13 protein-coding genes, 12 tRNA genes and 1 pseudogene are annotated in these 18861 nt (G+C 40.8%); 1 reads left to right on the forward strand and 25 read right to left on the reverse strand.

Features of this window, described 5'->3' with window-relative positions:
* The 13 genes from NXS10_RS08300 to NXS10_RS08360 all read right to left on the reverse strand — a co-directional run.
* On the reverse strand, positions 1-539 hold a 539-nt coding region (locus tag NXS10_RS08300; RefSeq protein WP_259139394.1), incomplete at its 3' end, for a restriction endonuclease subunit S.
* A gap of 315 nt (positions 540-854) precedes the next feature.
* Positions 855-2402, reverse strand: coding sequence for a bifunctional phosphoribosylaminoimidazolecarboxamide formyltransferase/IMP cyclohydrolase (gene purH, locus NXS10_RS08305; RefSeq protein WP_259139395.1), 1548 nt, complete (start codon positions 2400-2402; stop codon positions 855-857).
* Positions 2403-2493: 91 nt separating this feature from the next.
* On the reverse strand, positions 2494-3051 hold the full coding sequence (gene purN / locus NXS10_RS08310; RefSeq protein WP_259139396.1) for a phosphoribosylglycinamide formyltransferase: 558 nt from the start codon (positions 3049-3051) through the stop codon (positions 2494-2496).
* Complete coding sequence (purM, locus tag NXS10_RS08315) at positions 3048-4070, reverse strand: phosphoribosylformylglycinamidine cyclo-ligase (protein ID WP_308445769.1); 1023 nt, start codon at positions 4068-4070, stop codon at positions 3048-3050. Before purM ends, purN begins: the two co-directional genes overlap by 4 nt.
* 132 nt (positions 4071-4202) lie before the next feature.
* Positions 4203-5642 carry an amidophosphoribosyltransferase gene (gene purF / locus NXS10_RS08320; protein ID WP_259139400.1) on the reverse strand — a complete coding sequence of 480 codons (1440 nt, stop codon included), beginning with the start codon at positions 5640-5642 and terminating at the stop codon, positions 4203-4205.
* 76 nt (positions 5643-5718) lie between these two features.
* Entirely contained in the window at positions 5719-9435 is a 3717-nt protein-coding gene (locus tag NXS10_RS08325; RefSeq protein ID WP_259139402.1) for a phosphoribosylformylglycinamidine synthase, read from the reverse strand.
* A gap of 1 nt (position 9436) precedes the next feature.
* Positions 9437-10150, reverse strand: a complete 714-nt coding sequence (gene purC, locus NXS10_RS08330; RefSeq protein ID WP_259139404.1) for a phosphoribosylaminoimidazolesuccinocarboxamide synthase — start codon at positions 10148-10150, stop codon at positions 9437-9439.
* 320 nt (positions 10151-10470) lie between these two features.
* Positions 10471-11499 (reverse strand): phosphate acyltransferase PlsX, encoded by a 1029-nt coding sequence (gene plsX / locus NXS10_RS08335; RefSeq protein WP_259139406.1) that lies wholly within the window; start codon positions 11497-11499, stop codon positions 10471-10473.
* Between the two features lie 98 nt (positions 11500-11597).
* Positions 11598-12365, reverse strand: a complete 768-nt coding sequence (recO, locus tag NXS10_RS08340) for a DNA repair protein RecO (RefSeq protein WP_259139408.1) — start codon at positions 12363-12365, stop codon at positions 11598-11600.
* Entirely contained in the window at positions 12355-13530 is a 1176-nt protein-coding gene (locus tag NXS10_RS08345; protein ID WP_259139409.1) for a pyridoxal phosphate-dependent aminotransferase, read from the reverse strand. The genes recO and NXS10_RS08345 overlap by 11 nt, the downstream gene beginning before the upstream one ends.
* A gap of 116 nt (positions 13531-13646) precedes the next feature.
* Positions 13647-14618, reverse strand: a complete 972-nt coding sequence (locus NXS10_RS08350; protein WP_259139410.1) for a ribose-phosphate diphosphokinase — start codon at positions 14616-14618, stop codon at positions 13647-13649.
* Positions 14619-14725: 107 nt separating this feature from the next.
* On the reverse strand, positions 14726-16060 hold the full coding sequence (locus NXS10_RS08355) for a CHAP domain-containing protein (RefSeq protein ID WP_259139411.1): 1335 nt from the start codon (positions 16058-16060) through the stop codon (positions 14726-14728).
* A 121-nt stretch (positions 16061-16181) separates the two neighbouring features.
* Positions 16182-16679: a sigma-70 RNA polymerase sigma factor region 4 domain-containing protein gene (locus NXS10_RS08360; RefSeq protein ID WP_259139413.1), complete on the reverse strand. Its 498-nt coding sequence runs from the start codon at positions 16677-16679 to the stop codon at positions 16182-16184.
* 549 nt (positions 16680-17228) lie between these two features.
* On the opposite strand from NXS10_RS08360, the pseudogene NXS10_RS08365 reads away from it, so the two are divergent.
* Positions 17229-17644, forward strand: a pseudogene (locus NXS10_RS08365) (transposase); the annotation flags it as partial.
* A 101-nt stretch (positions 17645-17745) separates the two neighbouring features.
* Here the strand turns inward: NXS10_RS08365 and NXS10_RS08370 are convergent.
* From NXS10_RS08370 to NXS10_RS08425, 12 genes are all read right to left on the reverse strand, one after another.
* Positions 17746-17833: transfer RNA gene (locus tag NXS10_RS08370), tRNA-Ser, on the reverse strand.
* A gap of 2 nt (positions 17834-17835) precedes the next feature.
* A tRNA-Ile gene (locus NXS10_RS08375) sits at positions 17836-17909 on the reverse strand.
* A 27-nt stretch (positions 17910-17936) separates the two neighbouring features.
* Positions 17937-18007: transfer RNA gene (locus NXS10_RS08380), tRNA-Gly, on the reverse strand.
* Positions 18008-18015: 8 nt separating this feature from the next.
* A tRNA-Phe gene (locus NXS10_RS08385) sits at positions 18016-18088 on the reverse strand.
* Between the two features lie 9 nt (positions 18089-18097).
* Positions 18098-18171: transfer RNA gene (locus NXS10_RS08390), tRNA-Met, on the reverse strand.
* 9 nt (positions 18172-18180) lie between these two features.
* Positions 18181-18270 (reverse strand) — tRNA-Ser (locus NXS10_RS08395).
* Between the two features lie 6 nt (positions 18271-18276).
* Positions 18277-18350, reverse strand: a tRNA-Ile gene (locus NXS10_RS08400).
* Between the two features lie 22 nt (positions 18351-18372).
* Positions 18373-18446, reverse strand: a tRNA-Met gene (locus tag NXS10_RS08405).
* A 7-nt stretch (positions 18447-18453) separates the two neighbouring features.
* Positions 18454-18527, reverse strand: a tRNA-Pro gene (locus NXS10_RS08410).
* An 11-nt stretch (positions 18528-18538) separates the two neighbouring features.
* Positions 18539-18612 (reverse strand) — tRNA-Arg (locus NXS10_RS08415).
* An 11-nt stretch (positions 18613-18623) separates the two neighbouring features.
* A tRNA-Leu gene (locus NXS10_RS08420) sits at positions 18624-18708 on the reverse strand.
* 18 nt (positions 18709-18726) lie between these two features.
* Positions 18727-18798, reverse strand: a tRNA-Gly gene (locus NXS10_RS08425).
* Positions 18799-18861: the final 63 nt, after the last annotated feature.

The following is an 18861-nucleotide window of genomic DNA, read 5'->3' on the forward strand; positions in this document are numbered from 1 at the left end:
TATTGCTTTTTACGGAACGTAAGTTCCGCCGTAAGTTCCGCCGTAAGTTCCGTAACATATTCTGTGAATTTGTCAAGTATTTTGACGATTTCTTTTTGGATTTCAAGAGGGGGAAGGGGGATTTTAAGTCTTGTTAACTTATCGGCTTTTAATGCTGGAATTCCTGCACCATGTTGAAACTCCATTAAATAATTTTGTTTCATCTTAATAAAATGATATAAATAACGATTCTCTACTTTCGATAAATTTGGGAGTAAATAATAGCAATGAGCATTAGCCCAAAATCGAGTATCTATAAAATTTACAAACCCTGCTGATGCCCCTCCTTGACTGACGATTATAGTATTAGCCTCCACATTATAACTATCCGTCCTGCCTGAATAAGATTTTCCGCCGTTATAAGCTGGATACTCCCCATTTTCTGTAAGAAAAGATTTATTTAGTTGTTTTCCTTTTTGAACCGTACAAATCTCCCTCAACTCTTTCCATTCAACACCATCAGGACATTGCTCTTTCAGTAACTCATCTATGTAGGACATCTCTTCCCTCATCTCTCATCTATCTTTACTACTATCCTCATTATACCAAACAAGACTCAAAAAGCACAGAAAAATAAGGACAAGCTGTATCTTGTCCTTATTAGGAGATTTTATGAAAAAAGTTTTAGGATAAATGCAGTATAGCCTTGCAGGCTTAAAAAAAGCTAAAAATACAAAAATAAATCAAAAAACACTCGACTTTGTCGAGTGTTCGTAGGAGTTTATGAAAAAGAAAGTTTATTTAGGATTGACTATAGTATAGAGTACCTAGCTTAATCAAAACTAAAAATTTCCTTACACAAACCTTAATCTGTTTTAATGTCTGAAATGACGCACATCGGTGAAAAGCATCGTCAAGCCATGCTTATCCGCTGCTTCGATAGACTCTTGGTCACGCACAGATCCACCTGGCTGGATGATAGCTTTGATACCACTGGCAGCGATTTCTTCGATATTATCCGCAAATGGAAAGAAAGCATCAGAAGCTAGCGCTGCACCTTCTAGGCGATCCTTGGCTTGGTCAATAGCAATCTTAACAGATGCCACACGATTGGTCTGACCGGGACCTACTCCTAGAACCATGTGATCATTGGTGATGATGATACCATTTGATTTGACGTACTTGACAGACTTCCAAGCAAACTCGAGCGCTTCTTTTTCTTTTTGGGTTGGTTGGCGCTTGGTCACGACTTTCCAGTCAGCTGGATGTTCTGCGATGGTGTCCTGATTTTGCACCAAAAGACCACCAACGACCCCTGTGTATTCTGACTCGATTTCGCTTTCAGCCTGTTTGTCAAAAGGCAACTGCAAGATGCGCAAGTTTTTCTTTTTATGAGTCAAGATAGCTAGTGCTTCATCTGTATAGCTTGGAGCGATGATGATTTCAAGAAAAATACTGTGCATCTTCTTAGCTGTCGCCGCATCTACCTCACGATTAAGAACGATAATCCCTCCAAATATAGAGACAGGATCAGACGCATAAGCATAGTCCCATGCTGTCTCAATCGTATCTGCCTGACCAATACCACAAGGATTCATGTGTTTAAGGGCTACAACCGTTGGCTTATCCTTAAAATCACGAATAATACGAATAGCAGCATCTGCATCGCGAATGTTATTGAAAGAAAGTTCCTTACCATTCAACTGCTCAGCCGATGAGATAGCGTAGGCTGTTGGTAAGGCAGACTGATAAAAGTCAGCATTTTGCTGAGGATTTTCACCGTAGCGCATAGGCTGTTTGAGGTCGTAGGTGATTGTCAACTTTTCAGGCTTTTTTTCACCCACTTGCTTGGTGAAGTAGTCCGCAATCAAAGCATCGTAAGATGCTGTGTGTCGGAACACTTTAGCTGCTAAGCGTTTACGTGTCTCAAGCGTGGTTTCGCCTGCATTTTTCAACTCATCTAAGACCACAGCATAGTCAGCTGGGTCAACAATCACCGTCACACTGGCATGATTTTTAGCAGCCGAACGAAGCATCGATGGACCACCAATATCAATATTTTCCACAGCATCTGCATAGGTCACATCAGGTTTGAGAATCGTTTCCTTAAACGGATAAAGATTGACCACCACAAGGTCAATAAGGTCAATCTTGTGCTCTTTGGCAGCATCCAAGTGGCTATCAAGATCACGACGTGCCAAAAGACCTCCATGAATCTTTGGATGAAGCGTCTTGACACGACCGTCCATCATCTCTGGAAATCCCGTCACATCGTCAATAGCAATGGTCTCAACCCCTGCCTTATCAAGGGCAGTCTTGGTGCCTCCAGTCGAGATAATCTCCCAACCCAACTCACGCAATCGTTGCGCAAATGCGATAATGCCAGCTTTATCTGACACACTAATCAGTGCTTTTTTTGTCATGATGTCTCCTGTATGTAATAATCTATTTATCAGCTAGAAAAAGTGACTTGCTCTCCTTTGTCAAGCAAATAAACGACAGCAAGCTTTTCTCTTAACGTCGTCTCTCCACACCCAAGCTCTCCAAAACCTCTGGGTACAAGCGATATTCCATAGCATGGATGCGCTCTTCAAAAGTGTCAATGGTGTCACTCTCTAAGCGTGGAACACGCTCTTGGCGAATGATTTTCCCACTGTCAACACCTGAATCCACCCAATGAATAGTCACTCCGCTCTCTTCTACACCTGCATACCAAGCATCCTCAATGCCATGTGCACCTGGAAATTCTGGCAAGTAAGCTGGATGAATGTTAATCATACGCCCCTCATATCGAGCCAGTAAGGGGCTTGCCACAATTTTCATGTAACCAGCCAGCACCACAAGGTCAATCTCATGTTTGTCTAGCAAGTCTATGATAGCCTCTTCATAAGCAGTTTTATTGTCAAACTCTTTGAGTTCAAAAGCGTAACTAGGCACACCTAGCTTTTTGGCACGCTCAAGCACATAAGCATCACGGTGATCTGAAAAAACAAAGGCAACTGGAAATTGCTCAGCGATGACTTGAAAATTAGAGCCATTACCCGAAGCAAATACTGCTATTCTTTTGGTCATTTGATGATTACACTCTTATCTTCTTTTTCCACGATACGTCCGACTTGGTAAACTTCTTCGTCTAGTAGGCTTTTAACTTTCTCGACTTTATCAGGAGAAACCGCCAAAATCATGCCAAGTCCCATGTTGAAGATTTCAAACATTTCCTCGTGCTTAATCTCACCGTATTTTTCCAAGGCTGTAAAAATCGGAAGCACTGGAATCTTATCCTCCTCAATCTCAGCAGCTAAGCCATCAGCAAACATACGAGGGATATTTTCCACGAAACCACCACCTGTGATGTGGGCAATACCATTGACAAGATTTTCCTTAATGAGTGGCAAAAGTGCCTTAACATAGATGCGTGTTGGTGTAAGCAATACATCCTTGAGCGCTTTCCCCTCAAGTTCTGGCAAAATAGCATCTCCATCAAAATCTGCAAAGACACGACGCACCAACGAATACCCATTGGAGTGAATACCACTTGAAGCCAATCCCAAAAGGATATCACCAGACTTGACCTTGCTACCGTCTATAATTTGAGATTTCTCTGCCACACCAACAGCAAAACCAGCCAAATCATAATCGTCCTCGCCATACATTCCTGGCATTTCAGCAGTTTCGCCACCAATCAAGCCAGCACCAGCCTCCATGCAACCATCCGCAACACCCTTAACTACCTGCTCCAGCTTAGCCGGTTCATTCTTTCCAGTTGCGATATAGTCGAGAAAATAGAGAGGCTCTGCGCCTGCTGCTATGATATCATTGACACACATAGCGACACAATCTTGACCGATAGTATCATGCTTATCGTACTGAATGGCTAGCATAAGTTTGGTTCCCACACCATCTGTTCCAGAGATAAGTACAGGCTCCTTAACATCAAGCGCTGTCAAATCAAACATTCCACCAAAACCGCCGAGTGCACCCATGACCCCCAGACGCTCTGTCTTTGCTACATGCTTTTTGATACGTTCAACAACTTCATAGCCCGCTTCCACGTCAACACCTGACTGGGCATAAGCGTTTTTAGACATAATTGTCTCCTTATTTTTTGTCTTTGGAAAATAGCAGAACAGATAAGTTGCTATTTCTATAAAAGTTTTTTACAGATATTATTTAGGACTTATTATGAGTTTATAGGAATCGTCTTTATCCAAGTACGACATCTCCTAATAAAAACTCATCTTTTCCTCTAAACTTTGCAGATAACGCTCCTCGTAGTCATAGAGTGGTGTTGGGTATTTCCCATCAAAATAAGCCACACAAAGCCCACCATTTGGCGCATCTGTCTCTAAGCCAACCGACTCAATCAATCCCTCAATGGATAGATAAGTCAAACTATCAGCTCCAATAATCTCACAAATTTCATCAACACTATGATTTGCTGCAATTAATTCACGGCGTGTCTGAATATCAATGCCGTAAAAGCATGGGTATTTGAGAGGAGGGCTAGCAATTGCTACGTGTACCTCAGATGCTCCTGCCTCACGTAAGAGTTGTACGATACGGCGACTGGTTGTCCCCCGAACGATGGAGTCATCCACCATGACCACACGTTTGCCCTTGACGATACTGGACACTGCTGATAACTTCATGCGAACACCCTGCTCACGTAATTCTTGCGTTGGTTGGATAAAAGTGCGTTGCGTGTATTGATTTTTAATCAAGCCCATCTCATTTGGTAAACCTGATTCTTCTGAAAATCCTGACGCAGCTGACAAAGATGAATTAGGTACACCAACTACAATATCCGCTTCATGTTTAAATTCTTGAGCGAGACGACGTCCTGTATTTTTACGAGCAGTGTGAACATTGACTCCGTTAATGACAGAGTCAGGACGTGCAAAATAGATATACTCCATAGAGCAAATAGCAAGTTGAGTATCCGTGGTATAGCTATCATAGCGGATGCCAGCATCATCAATGATAACAATCTCTCCTGGTTTAACATCACGCACCCACTCAGCTCCAACTACCTCAAAAGCACACGTTTCACTAGAGATGACCCAAGCACCATTCTTCATCTTGCCAACAGAAAGAGGTCTAAAGCCATTGGGATCAAGCGCTGCAATAATCTTATCCTCTAGCATCAAAAGGTAAGCAAAGCCTCCTTTGACCGTATTGAGTGCCTCTTTGAGTCTCTCTATAAACTCTGGATGGTGACTACGACGGATTAAATGTGCCAAAATTTCTGTATCCGAAGAACTGGAAAAAATGGCTCCCTGACTTTCCAGAGCTTTTTTTAAGCTTTTTGTATTGGTCAGATTACCATTGTGTGCCAAGCCAAACTGCGTATCTGAAAATTTAAAATGAAAGGGCTGGATATTGTCAATAGAGGCCTCACCTGTTGTTGCATAGCGCACATGTCCAATGGCAGCTTGTCCTGTTAATTTCTCCAAGTCACTTGGATCGTGAAAGACCTCCGAAACAAGTCCTGTATCACGATGACGCAATAGCTTACCGTTGTCATTAGAGATAATGCCTGCTCCCTCTTGACCGCGATGTTGAAGACTATGAAGACCAAAATAAGTCACTTGAGCAGCTTGGGGATGTCCCCAAATGCCAAAAATACCACACTCTTCATTTAAAGATTTTACTTCGTATGTCATATTTAAGTTACCTTTATGAAATAGCAAGGTCTTAGCTTCTAAGCCTTACAATTGTAAATGATAGGAGAGAACCTCTTTATTTTCCAGTGAAATACTTAACTGCACTTTCAAAGAGGTGTTGATCTTTATCTCCTGGAATATTTTGGAAAAGACCTGATTCCCAGCGTTCGGAGTGTCCCATTTTACCTATGATTTGCCCATTTTTGCTGGTAATTCCTTCGATAGCGTGGCAAGATCCATTTGGATTGTAACAACTATCCATGCTCGGTTTACCGTCAAAGTCCACGTATTGGCTCCAGATTTGACCATTATCACGCAATTCGGCAAACTCTTCATCTGTCACGACAAATTTCCCTTCGCCGTGTGAGACTGCAATAGCATGTATATCACCAACTGCAAGAGCTGACAGCCATGGTGAATTGGTATTTGCGATACGTGTTTCTACCATTTTTGCCACGTGCTGGTTTGCATCATTGTAGAAAAGAGTCGGACTGGTTTTTCTTGAGCTTTCAAAATTTCCGTATGGCAAAAGCCCCGATTTGACAAGAGCCTGAAAACCATTACAAATGCCGATAATCAAGCCGCCTCGTTCGATAAAGGCATCAATAGCGGTGCGCACCTGCGCATTTTTTAAGATGTTAACGATAAATTTAGCAGAACCATCTGGCTCATCTGCTGCTGAAAAACCACCAGCAAAAAAGAGAATCTGAGCCTCTTTTATATTGGCTACCATGTCAGCAATTGATTTTTCGATATTCAGCGTTGCAAATGGCACGATTTTCGTTTTAGCACCAGCAGCTTCAAAGGCTTTAGCAGAGTCGTACTCTGAGTTTGTACCTGGAAAAGCCGGCAAATAAACTAACGGTTGCTCAACTAGATGATCGACCACCTTTGCAAAATCTGTCTCAACAGCTGGTACATCAGACAATTTCTCTGACTGCACAAAAGTAGTTGGGTAAACTCCCTCAAGTGTCCCTTCAAAGGCTGAGATAAGGGAGATGCCATCAATAGCTAGACCATTGATAGCTAAAGTAAACCCTGCTGTCGTTGTTCCAATCTTCTCAACACCTGCAATCTCCTCTGGTGAAGTAAAGACAAAACCACCGAGCTGTGCTGTCAGGCTAGTCTCAAAATGAGGTAGAGTCACATCAACACCGATATGATTACCAAAGCTCATGAGGGCTAGACTCTCAGCTACACCACCATATTTAACCGCCGAAGCAGCTGTAATATTGTGGCGTTCTTGAATAACTGCAAATTGCTCAAAATTCTTCTTGATTGTCACAAAGTCAATGTTGTCTGACAAATTGCATCCTGCAATATAGTAAATATTTTCCCCAGTGTTTTTGAATTCTGGTGAGAGAATGCGATTCGCTGTCGATGTTGTCACCCCAAAAGCGACCAAGGTTGGAGGAACAGTCAATTCCTCAAAGGTGCCACTCATTGAATCTTTTCCACCAATAGAAGGTAAACCAAGCTGAATTTGCGCTTCAATAGAACCTAACAACGCTGCTACAGGTTGACCAAAACGATCTGCCTGCTTGTCCATTCGCTCAAAATACTCTTGATAAGAAAAGCGTGCCTTGTCCCAGTTAGAGCCTGTTGCCACTAAGCGTGCTGTCGCTTCGATGATAGCATATGCCGCTCCATGATAAGGTGACCAAGCTGCTAGATAGGGATGATACCCCTGCGCCATAACAGAAACGGTCTCTGTAACACCATGCTCTACTGGCAATTTCTGCACAGAACTTTCTGTCGGTGTCATCTGATAACGCCCACCGATAGGATGGTTGACCGTTGAGCGTCCAACAGAAGAGTCAAAGAGAGTTTGCAAACCCTTTTGGCTCGCATGATTAAGATCAGCAAGTACAGCTTTTAAGTCTCTTTCAAAATGCTTTTCATCTGTTGTGATTTGACCTGGTAACTCATCTTTACTGTCAACGACTTTTGCATCCACCTCAACACGCACACCGTTGGTATCAAGAAAACTGCGCTCAATATCTACAATCGTTTGATTGTTCCAAGTCATGACAAGATTGGCTTTTTCTGTCACGACTGCTACAGCAACCGCCTCAATATTTTCCTCAGCAGAAAGAGCGATAAAAGTATCAACATCTTCATTACGTACGACAACGGCCATTCGTTCTTGACTCTCAGAGATAGCAATTTCAGTTCCGTTAAGACCAGCATACTTGAGTGGAATTTTATTGAGGTCAATTTCAAGACCATCTGCCAACTCACCAATAGCCACACAAACGCCACCGGCACCAAAATCATTGGATTTCTTAATGAGACGGGTTACTTCTTTCTTTCTAAATAGTCGCTGAATTTTCCGTTCTTCAATAGCATTTCCCTTTTGAACTTCAGCACCAGCTGTTTCGACAGATTCGACCGTTTGAACCTTAGATGAACCCGTTGCCCCACCGACACCGTCGCGACCCGTTCTGCCACCGAGGAGAATGATAACATCTCCTGCTACAGGTTTTTCACGAATTACATTTTCCTTTGGAGCTGCTCCGACCACTGCTCCTAACTCCATGCGTTTTGCAACAAATCCAGGATGGAAATATTCTCGAACATAAGTCGTTGCAAGACCGATTTGGTTACCGTAAGAAGAATAACCGTGTGCTGCTGTTTTAGAAATGACTTGTTGCGGTAATTTCCCAGATCGTGTAGTAGACAAAGGTTGAGTAATATCTCCCGCACCTGAAATACGCATAGCTTGATAAACGTAAGAACGACCAGAAAGCGGATCACGAATGGCTCCACCAATACAAGTCGCAGCACCACCAAAAGGTTCAATTTCCGTTGGATGATTGTGAGTTTCGTTTTTGAACATGAGAAGCCAAGGCTCCTTGATACCGTTGACATCAACTTCAATCTCAACAGAACAGGCATTGATCTCATCTGATACTTCCATATCATCTAAACGACCATTTGCACGCTCATAACGCCCAAAAATCGTTGCCATATCCATGAGAGTCTGAGGTTTTTCAGTACGTCCTAACGCATCACGCATTGCGATATACTTATCATAAGTCTCTTGCAATTGTTTTTGGAACTTAGACGCCGAGAAATCAATGGTTCTGAGTTCTGTCTCGAAGGTTGTATGACGACAATGATCACTCCAATAAGTATCAAGCACACGCAGTTCAGTCTCTGTTGGCACCCGCCCAATTGACTTAAAATAGTCTTGAATATAAAGCAAATCAGCCACTTCCATTGCAAGATTTTGCTCCTCTTTATAGACGATAAAATCCTCTTTTGTATAAGTTTCAAAGATATCAAGACTTGGTATTTCTGCCTTAGATGTCGAAAATTCCTCAAAAACAAGTGGCAAGGTCATATCTTTAAAGCGAGAATCAACTGGATTGAGCAAATACTTCTTGATGGCGTTGAGTTCTTCTTGTGGTAAATCCTTATTGACCAAGTATAAGCGACTAGAGCGGACAGTGACACCTTCTTTAGCACCGAGCAAATACAAGGCTTCTATAGCTGATGCTGATCGTTGATCAAATTGCCCAGGCAAAGCCTCAATAGCAAAGAAAGCATAATGAGATAAAGCTTGATCAACATCCTCTACCGACAAGAGTTTATCTGTCACCATCTCAGAAAAAACATGAGTTTCCGCTCTGTCAAACAAAGCTTCCTCCAAGCCAAAAACCTCGTAAACTTCAATTAAGCGGACAGTCGTCAAAGCTTTTAACTGTAAATGATGAATCAACTCTTTCTTTAGCGCTTCAGCCTTAATTCCAAAACTCGATTTCTTCTCAACAAAAATACGTTTATTCATTTTACCTACCTGCTACACTCTGCAATTTTTCAAGAACCACTTCGTAAACAGAAGTTAACTCGCCAAGGTCACGACGAAAGACGTCCTTATCCATATGATTACCTTCCTTATCCCACAAGCGACAGTTATCAGGTGAAAACTCATCTGCTAAGATAATCTTACCATCCTTATCAAAACCAAACTCCAGCTTGTAATCAATAAGCGTCAAATCAATTTCAGCAAAAATAACTTGTAAGATACTATTGATACGGCGACACTCAGCTTTAAGATAAGCAATCTCCTCATCCGTCGCAATCTTTAAAAATTTTACATGCTCATCATTGATGAATGGATCATCGAGCTCATCGTTCTTGTAATAAAATTCAACGATAGGTGTTTCAAGTTTAATTCCTTCCTTCACACCGAAACGCTTAGAAAAAGAACCAGCTGTATAATTGCGCAAAACCACCTCAAGCGGAATAATCTTTACTTTTTTATTTAGTTGCTCAGTATCAGAGAGTTTTTTAATAAAGTGAGTTGCTACACCTTCTTTATTTAAACGCTCAAAAATAAGCGATGAAATCTGATTGTTCAAGCGCCCCTTACCCGCTATAATTTCCTTTCTAGCACCATTTAACATAGTTGCTTGATCCTTATAAACTGAAACAATCTCATTTGCATCGCTTGTCGCATAAACATCCTTTGCCTTACCGCTATAAATCAAATCTGTTTTCATGATTTTATTCGCCTTTCGCTCCTTTATATTGATAATTCTACCACAAATAAAAATATAACTCAATATTTTACGGATTTTGAAATATTAATTAAATAAAATGTTCGTATTTCATAATAAAAAACACAAAATATAAGCACCTGACCCACTCAGATGCTTATAGTAACCCTATATTGAACCGTATGACCAAATAACCGAGCAATTCGCTCATAAATAATATGCTGAAATTCATCTGCTAAACTGATGATACATTCGACCAAGATAATAGAATCCACACCTAATGCGCTTGCTCTTTTATAATGACCATCATTCTTTCAAAAATATCATTCCTTGTCATCTAGCAACTTCTCATCTGCTTTTTCAGCCTTAGTAAAAGCAGCTACTGACCGATCTATAACCTTAGTTTCTAACATCATACGTACCTGTTTGATTGTACTGTAAACAGCTAATGCATCACTAGATCCATGGCATTTCACAACAGGAGCCTTGAGCCCAAAGAAAACAGCACCTCCTGCATCTGAGTAATCCATAATGTCTTTTAGATTATAGAGCGTCGGTTTCAAAAGCAAAGCTCCCATTTTAGCTCGAATGCCACCTGATGTAACACTAGATTTCAAAGCAGATAAAATACTAAGTCCTGTACCTTCCATGGTTTTTAAAACAGCATTTCCAGTAAAGCCATCTGTCACGACAACATCTGCAACACCTACCATTAAATCACGCGCTTCAACATTACCAATAAAATTTAGACTAGTATCAGAAGCAAGCAACTCGTAAGTTTCCTTGTGAATAGGATCACCCTTAGTCGCCTCTGTTCCATTATTCAAGAGCCCAATACGGGGATTAATGATATTACGGACATTTTGAGCATAAAAAGATCCCAAAATGGCAAACTGGTGTAAATGATGTGCTGAATTTTCAGCGTTAGCACCAAGATCTAGCATATCATACCCTTTGCCATCTAGAGTCGGCAACGTAGAGAGTAACCCTGGACGATCCACCCCTTTAATACGCCCAACAACAAACAAACCAGCTGCTAAAAGTGCACCTGTATTGCCAGCAGAGATAACAGCATCTGCCTTTTTCTCTCTGACAGCTTGCGCACCAAGCACCATTGATGCCTTCTTCTTGCGGCGAATTGCCTTTGCAGGTTCATCATCCGAATTAATTTTCTCATCAGTGTGAATAATCTCCACCCGATCTGTCGCTGTCAAATAGGACTTGATTTTATTCTCATCACCATACAATTGGACGGCAATATCGGGAAATGCAGCTAAGGCTTGATTCACTCCTTCTACTACAGCCTTAGGAGCATTGTCACCTCCCATGGCATCCACAGCAATTGTCTTCATGATTAGTCACCTCAAGTTTAAAATAATAGAAACATTATACCACGATTTTACCCTTTTTAATACAAAGTTAAATCAAAACACAAAAAGACTAGCCCCATCTAATCTCTTTGCGTTTTCATAATATCGCCCCAAGTCTCTAAGTCATCAATGAATTTCTTACTTTTTAGATGAATACCAACATAATCATCATACAGACTGTCCAAAAATTGCCTAATTTTAGCTTTCATCTCAGGTTTTAATGAAATAGTCCTCACATCATCGATAGGCACTTGTTGGAAACAATCTAACAAGTAGAGCACATTAGAATCAATGTGGGTTCGATGTTCATCTCTATCATAATGTTTGGGACAGAGAACCCCTGAATAACGATAGGAAAAATCAAAAGGTAAACCTGCTCTATGACACACACAACAGTTATGAAAATTAAGCAATACTCCAAAGCGATCTAAAATCTGCACCTCAAAAATATTAGTCAAAATCTCGTAATCCAGCCCTTCTTCCATCAAATCTAGAACTTTTTTTAAAAAGACAAATAAGTTTGGATCTTGCACATTATCCTCTATAGCAGCATCCGCTAGAGCAAGAATATAACTAGCATAAGCCAACCTAAACAAATCAGCTGTAATCTTAGAATAGTGAGTCACCTTTTTATAGTCAACGATATAAGAAAGCCCATTATCATTGATACGGAGAATAAAATCAGCCACCACCAGTGGCTGAATGACAGGATTGAGAGCAGAACGACTCGCATGTTTCACGAAAAACATACGTTTACCGCTCATTTCTGTGAAAATTTTAACCAATTTATCGTCCTCACGATAATCGCGATTAAATAGAATCAGCCCTTTTGTTTCTCTAACGTCCATAAGATGCCAAGAATAGTTCTAAGCGCGCCATCGCAGCACTAATCGTTTCCATACTAGCCGCATAAGATAAACGGACATAACCCTCGCCGTATTTTCCAAAGGCAATTCCAGGAATAATAGCTACCGCCTGCTCTCTCGCAAAATCTTGGCAAAAACGAAAAGAATCTTGACAATAGTTCTTTGGAATTTTTGCAAAGATATAAAAAGCACCAGTTGGCTTGATAATATCAAAACCAAGAGCAGTCATTTTATCAATGATATAATCACGACGTTTGATATATTCCTCACACATAGGAAGCGCATCATTTTTTCCTTTAGTCAAAGCTTCAACCGCCGCAAACTGCGAAATCGTGCTGGAAGCCGTCACTAAATATTGGTGACTCTTGATAAGCTCTGCACATAAAGCAGCTTTTGCAAATATAAAACCTAGACGCCAACCAGTCATAGCGTGTGATTTTGATAACCCATTGACTAAAATAGTTTGCTCAGGTAGATATTCTGCAATAGAGACGTGCCGTTCCTCAGTGTAGCACAACTCAGAGTAAATCTCATCACTCACCACAAAGACAGGGTATTTCTTCAAAACATTCGCAAATGCCTTGACTTGTTCTCTACTGTAGGTCACACCCGTTGGATTGGTAGGATAATTAAGTAAAACTGCTTTGAGTTTATCACCTTGCGCTAAGATTGCATCCTCCAACATTTCAGGGGTCAAGATAAAATCATTTGATCGTGTATCAATTTCGACAATTTTCGCCCCAACCAGATTAGCAATAGGCTCATAACCAGGATAAGCAGGAGCTGGAAGAAGCACCGTATCCCCTGGTTCTAAAATGGCTGTCAAAGTTGCTGATAAAGCTTCTGTTGCACCGATAGTCACTAAAATTTCATTATCTGAACAATAGTCTAAATTGTACTTCTCCTTGACGAAATCGCTAGCCGCTTGACGTAACTCTAAAAGACCACTCATACCTGTATAATGCGTTTGATTAGCATCAATAGCTGCTTTTGCTGCCTCTTTGACATGTTCTGGTGTTGTAAAGTCAGGCTCACCTAACGTTAATTTTAAGACTCCGGGTATATCCGAGATAGACTGATCAAATTGACGAATCAAAGATACCTCAATCTTATCCAAATTTTTATTAAAACGTTTTAAAAGCTCCATAATCAACCCTCCTTAACTTTTTTCTATTATACTAGAATTTTACAGAGAATGCACCCTAAAATAACTTATCCACATGTGAATAAGATAAAAGACTAGGTTTTTCCTAGCCTTTTACTTTAGCAATGGCGTTGTGCCATCTCAAAAAGAGGTGACAACGGACGCTTCTCATGAATGCGAATAATGGCTTCGGCAATCAATTCTGCAATTGAAATTTGTTCAATCTTACCAATCAAACGCTCTTCTGGAAGAAAAATCGTATCTAATACAACCAATTTTTCAATAGCAGATTTCTCAATATTATCAAGCGCAGGTCCAGATAAGACAGGATGCGTACAAGATGCATAAACAGCAGTTGCTCCAGCTGCTGCCAAAGCATCCGCCGCATGACAAATAGTACCTGCTGTATCAATCATATCATCGATCAAAATACACTTCTTACCCTTAACGTTACCGATAATATGCATCACTTCACTGGTATTCATCTTCGTTACACTACGACGTTTATCTATAATAGCAATTGGTGTCTTAAGGCTCTGTGCTAATTTACGAGCACGTGTCACACCACCATGGTCAGGACTTACCACCACGACATCGTCGCCAACCAAACCATTACGATCAAAATACTCAGCAATTAAAGGTGCTCCCATCAAATGATCAACAGGAATATCAAAAAATCCTTGGATTTGTGCTGCATGGAGATCAACTGTCAATAGACGATCAACACCTGCAACTTCAAGCATATTTGCCACAAGTTTAGATGTAATAGGTTCACGCGAACGCGCCTTGCGATCTTGTCGCGCATAACCATAATAAGGCATTACAACACTTACAGTCTCTGCACTAGCCCGTTTCAAAGCATCTACCATAATCAAAATTTCCATCAAATTGTTATTTACAGGCGAGCTAGTTGACTGCAGGATAAAAACATGATGCCCACGAATAGATTCTTCAATGTTTACTTGAATTTCACCATCAGAGAATTGACGCACGCTTGACTTTCCCAAAGGAATGCCAATAATATCTGCAACCTTTTGAGCCAGCTCCTGATTCGATGAAAGCGCAAACAACTTCAAATTAGAATAAGACATGATTTCCTCCAAAGATTTTCTCCTCTATCATTGTAACGTTTTTTTGATAAATTTTCAATCTTATTAGAAAAGAGCTCGAAGAAAGCTCCGAACTCTGATTATTTATCTTATTGATAGATGTAATAAACTGCACTTCCACTCCAAGTGTGAGTTGGGTCAAATGTTCCGCGATAATTACCAATACTCATATTACCACTGTAATTTGATTCCATAACTTGGATAGATGTAGCGCTATTTACAGCTGTTACATAAGCAACATGTCCATAGCCACCAGCATCACTAGGCCATACAGCAACGGCACCAACAGCTGGTGTTGTCCCTACAGAGTGACCTGCAGCTTGAGCACTTGCAATCCAATCACGAGCATTCCCCCAATTGTTACCAACCCATGATGCCATTGATTTAACTCCCCAAGTACATTGACCCACTGGATAAGTATTGGCAGTTGATGTAGTCGTTGAAACTTTATTTACAGCTGTTGAAGCTGAAGTAGATGTGCTTGTTGAAACAGCTGATTGAGTAGCAACAGGTGTTGCTTGCACGGTGGTAGCTTGTGTAGTTGATGCTGACTGCGCAGGGGCTGATGGTGTCACCGCTGTTGATTGTTCTGAAGTTTTAGATTCAGAAGATGTTACTGGGGCAGATTGTTGCGTTGCAATTTCTTCTTGAGCTTGAGACTGAGCACTAGCTTGCGCCTCCGCCTGAGCTTTAGCCTCTGCTTCTGCTTGTGCTTTAGCTGCCGCTTCTGCTTGTGCAGCTTGACGAGCAGCTTCTTCGGCAGCTGCTTTTTGAGCTTGAAGTTCAGCTTTTTCATTTTGAGCAGTTGTCAATTGTTCTGACAATTCCAATTGTGCTACTTCAAGTTGTGCCTGTTGTGTTGCTAAACTGTTTTTATTTTCTTCAAGAGTGGCTTTATTAGCTGTTACAGTATTAATAGCTTCTTGGTTTTCTGCCTGCTTAGACTCAAGAGTAGCTTTATCATTCTCTTGTTGCTCTAATAGTTTTTCATTAGCTGAAACCACTTTATTGATAGCAACAAGACGTGTGATAGCTTCAGAAACAGACTTAGAATTTAGAATAGAACCAAGGTAACTTGAAACTCCACTTTGTTTCTGAGCATTACGAGCTTGCTTCTTAATCGCTTCATTGCGTGCAACAATTTTTGTTGATAGCTCTTGAATTTCACCACTCAATTGTTGAGATACGGCTTCTAAACGTGTGTTTTCACTTTCAAGATTTGCTTGTTGAGCTTGCAAAGAACTCACTTGTTCTTGAATAGCAGAAACTTTACTCTGGGCAGCTGCTTGCTCACTTGTTAAATTATTAATAACTGCATCTTTAGCAGCAATTTGGGAATCATAATCATCCGCATTAGCATTTACAGTAGCAGTACCAAGCGTTACACCACTAACAAGTACTGCAGATAAAATTCTTTTTTTCATATTGATACAATAACTCCTCTTTTGATAAGACATCTTTATTTTACCAAAAAAATACCTGTTATATGTTACGTCTTAATTACAATTTCATTTGATTTGTAGAAAATAGAGTTCATATCCTCTACTAACTCAAAATATGTTGACTGAATTCCTTAAAATTAACACGCAATTCCCGTATAAACTTAGCTTTTCCACTAAAACGTTGACCTGCAATCACTTTTGATAGCTTGTCTTTATCTTCCTTTGACAAACTTTTCTCTACTTTTTCTAGCAGCTCCTTATAAGCTATATAATCATCCAAAATAAGACCTCTATCCTTAATAGCATGTCCAAACTCACTCACTTCTTCATATACCATTTTATCAAAACGTCGTTTTTGACTCTCTTGTTTTCGTATCACATCTTTCAAATGATTTGAAAATTTTGTTTTAAAATAGCGATAAAAAGTCAACTGGTCATTTACTAAATCAGGATTATCCTGCAATAAATGGTATAAGATAACTCTCCCCTCTTGCAACCAGTCATCTTTGTCCCACAATTTAATATAATAGGTTCGTTGTAATTTAAAAATAATTGGCTTTACTGAAATAAATATCGTCTCAAAATGTACTGAGTTTTTCATAAAAATCTCTCCTTTAACAATATTAATACTAAATATTGATATTATTATAGTAAAGAATATAAAAAAACAACATGACAAAAATGTCCTGTTCAAAAAACAAAAAATAGTTATCTTAAATCATTTTTAAATACAAATGACCTAAGGATAATATCAAAAAATCGAAAACTACAAAATATTGACAAACAAACTAATATATAACGAAATAACACTCATATAGTAAATCTTTTATATTAGACTTAGACACAAAAAAGCGGCTCTATAATTTCTGTAGTGGGTAACTCCCACAGAAGGACTTATAATGAAAAGCAACCAAACCATCATTAAAAAATAGCTTATGGAATACATTAAGCATCAAAGCTACTCTGAATTACCTACCTCCTATGGGTTCTCATTGTAAAGGCGAGATGATCAGATATGACTTCCAACGAGTGTCCACCATTCCATTCCTAGACCTTCAAGCTATGCCTACTGTCGTGAAATGACGTAAAGGTCGACTCCACTGTAAACTGTACCGGCGTGTCACTGTGGCTGAAACACCCCCTGGTGAGAAAGAATCACTGGCGAATACTCCACAAAGACAGCCGTAAGCTCTCTGATAAACGCTTTTATTCACGAACACTACGTGAAACTAGAACGCCGAAAAAATCGTTGATATCGCACTATCTTTCTCAGACGAACTGAGATACTACTATGACCTTTACCAAATCCTCTTATTCCATTTTCAAGAAAAGAACACTGAGCATTTCTTCGCACTGATGGAAGATAACATAACGATCGTTAAGCCAGCTTTCAAGAAAGTATTCAAAATTTTTCTACTCTACAAGAACTATATTAGGAACGCTTTAGAGCTTCCCTATTCTAATGCTAAGCTAGAAGCTACCAACAAACTCATCAAAGACATCAAACGACAAGCTTTTGGTTTTAGAAACTTTACTAACTTCAAAACTAAAATTCTCATCACATGAAACATCAAAAAAGAGAGGAAAAATAACATCCTCTCTTGGGTTTAGCTTCTCATCTTCCCGCTACAGTTGACAAAGTGACGAATTAATCACTAGCGACACAACGGAGAATGGGGGATTCGAACCCCCGCGCCAGTTACCCGACCTAACGATTTAGCAAACCGTCCTCTTCAGCCTCTTGAGTAATTCTCCAATGGGCACAAGTGGACTCGAACCACCGACCTCACGCTTATCAGGCGTGCGCTCTAACCAGCTGAGCTATGCGCCCAGATTACAGAAAACCTGAATCCTATAAAGCGGGTGACGAGAATCGAACTCGCGACAACAGCTTGGAAGGCTGTAGTTTTACCACTAAACTACACCCGCATTAAAAATGGCGCGAGACGGAATCGAACCGCCGACACATGGAGCTTCAATCCATTGCTCTACCAACTGAGCTACCGAGCCAATCTCTTATTGCGGGAGCAGGATTTGAACCTACGACCTTCGGGTTATGAGCCCGACGAGCTACCTAACTGCTCCATCCCGCGATATTAGTAAGGAGGATGTGGGATTCGAACCCACGCACGCTTTTAAACGCCTGACGGTTTTCAAGACCGTTCCCTTCAGCCAGACTTGGGTAATCCTCCCAAAAATGGACCTTGTAGGACTCGAACCTACGACCGCTCGGTTATGAGCCGAGTGCTCTAACCAGTTGAGCTAAAGGTCCCAAGTCATCCATAATCATAACATAGCGGCGAAGGGAATCGAACCCCCGACCTCTCGGGTATGAACCGAACGCTCTAGCCAGCTGAGCTACACCGCCATCTACATCGGGAAGACAGGATTCGAACCTGCGACACCTTGGTCCCAAACCAAGTACTCTACCAAGCTGAGCTACTTCCCGTATTCATTCTATGCACCCTAGAGGATTCGAACCTCTAACCGCCTGATTCGTAGTCAGGTACTCTATCCAGTTGAGCCAAGGGTGCTCATCATTATATGCCGAGAACCGGAATCGAACCGGTACGATGTTAACCATCGCAGGATTTTAAGTCCTGTGCGTCTGCCAGTTCCGCCACCCCGGCCTCTTAAATTAAAGTTGAAGCGAACGACGGGGTTCGAACCCGCGACCCCCACCTTGGCAAGGTGATGTTCTACCACTGAACTACGTTCGCAATGCCGGCTACATGACTTGAACACGCGACCCTCTGATTACAAATCAGATGCTCTACCAACTG

This window comes from Streptococcus sciuri (assembly GCF_024814375.1).
Lineage (GTDB): Bacteria > Bacillota > Bacilli > Lactobacillales > Streptococcaceae > Streptococcus > Streptococcus sciuri.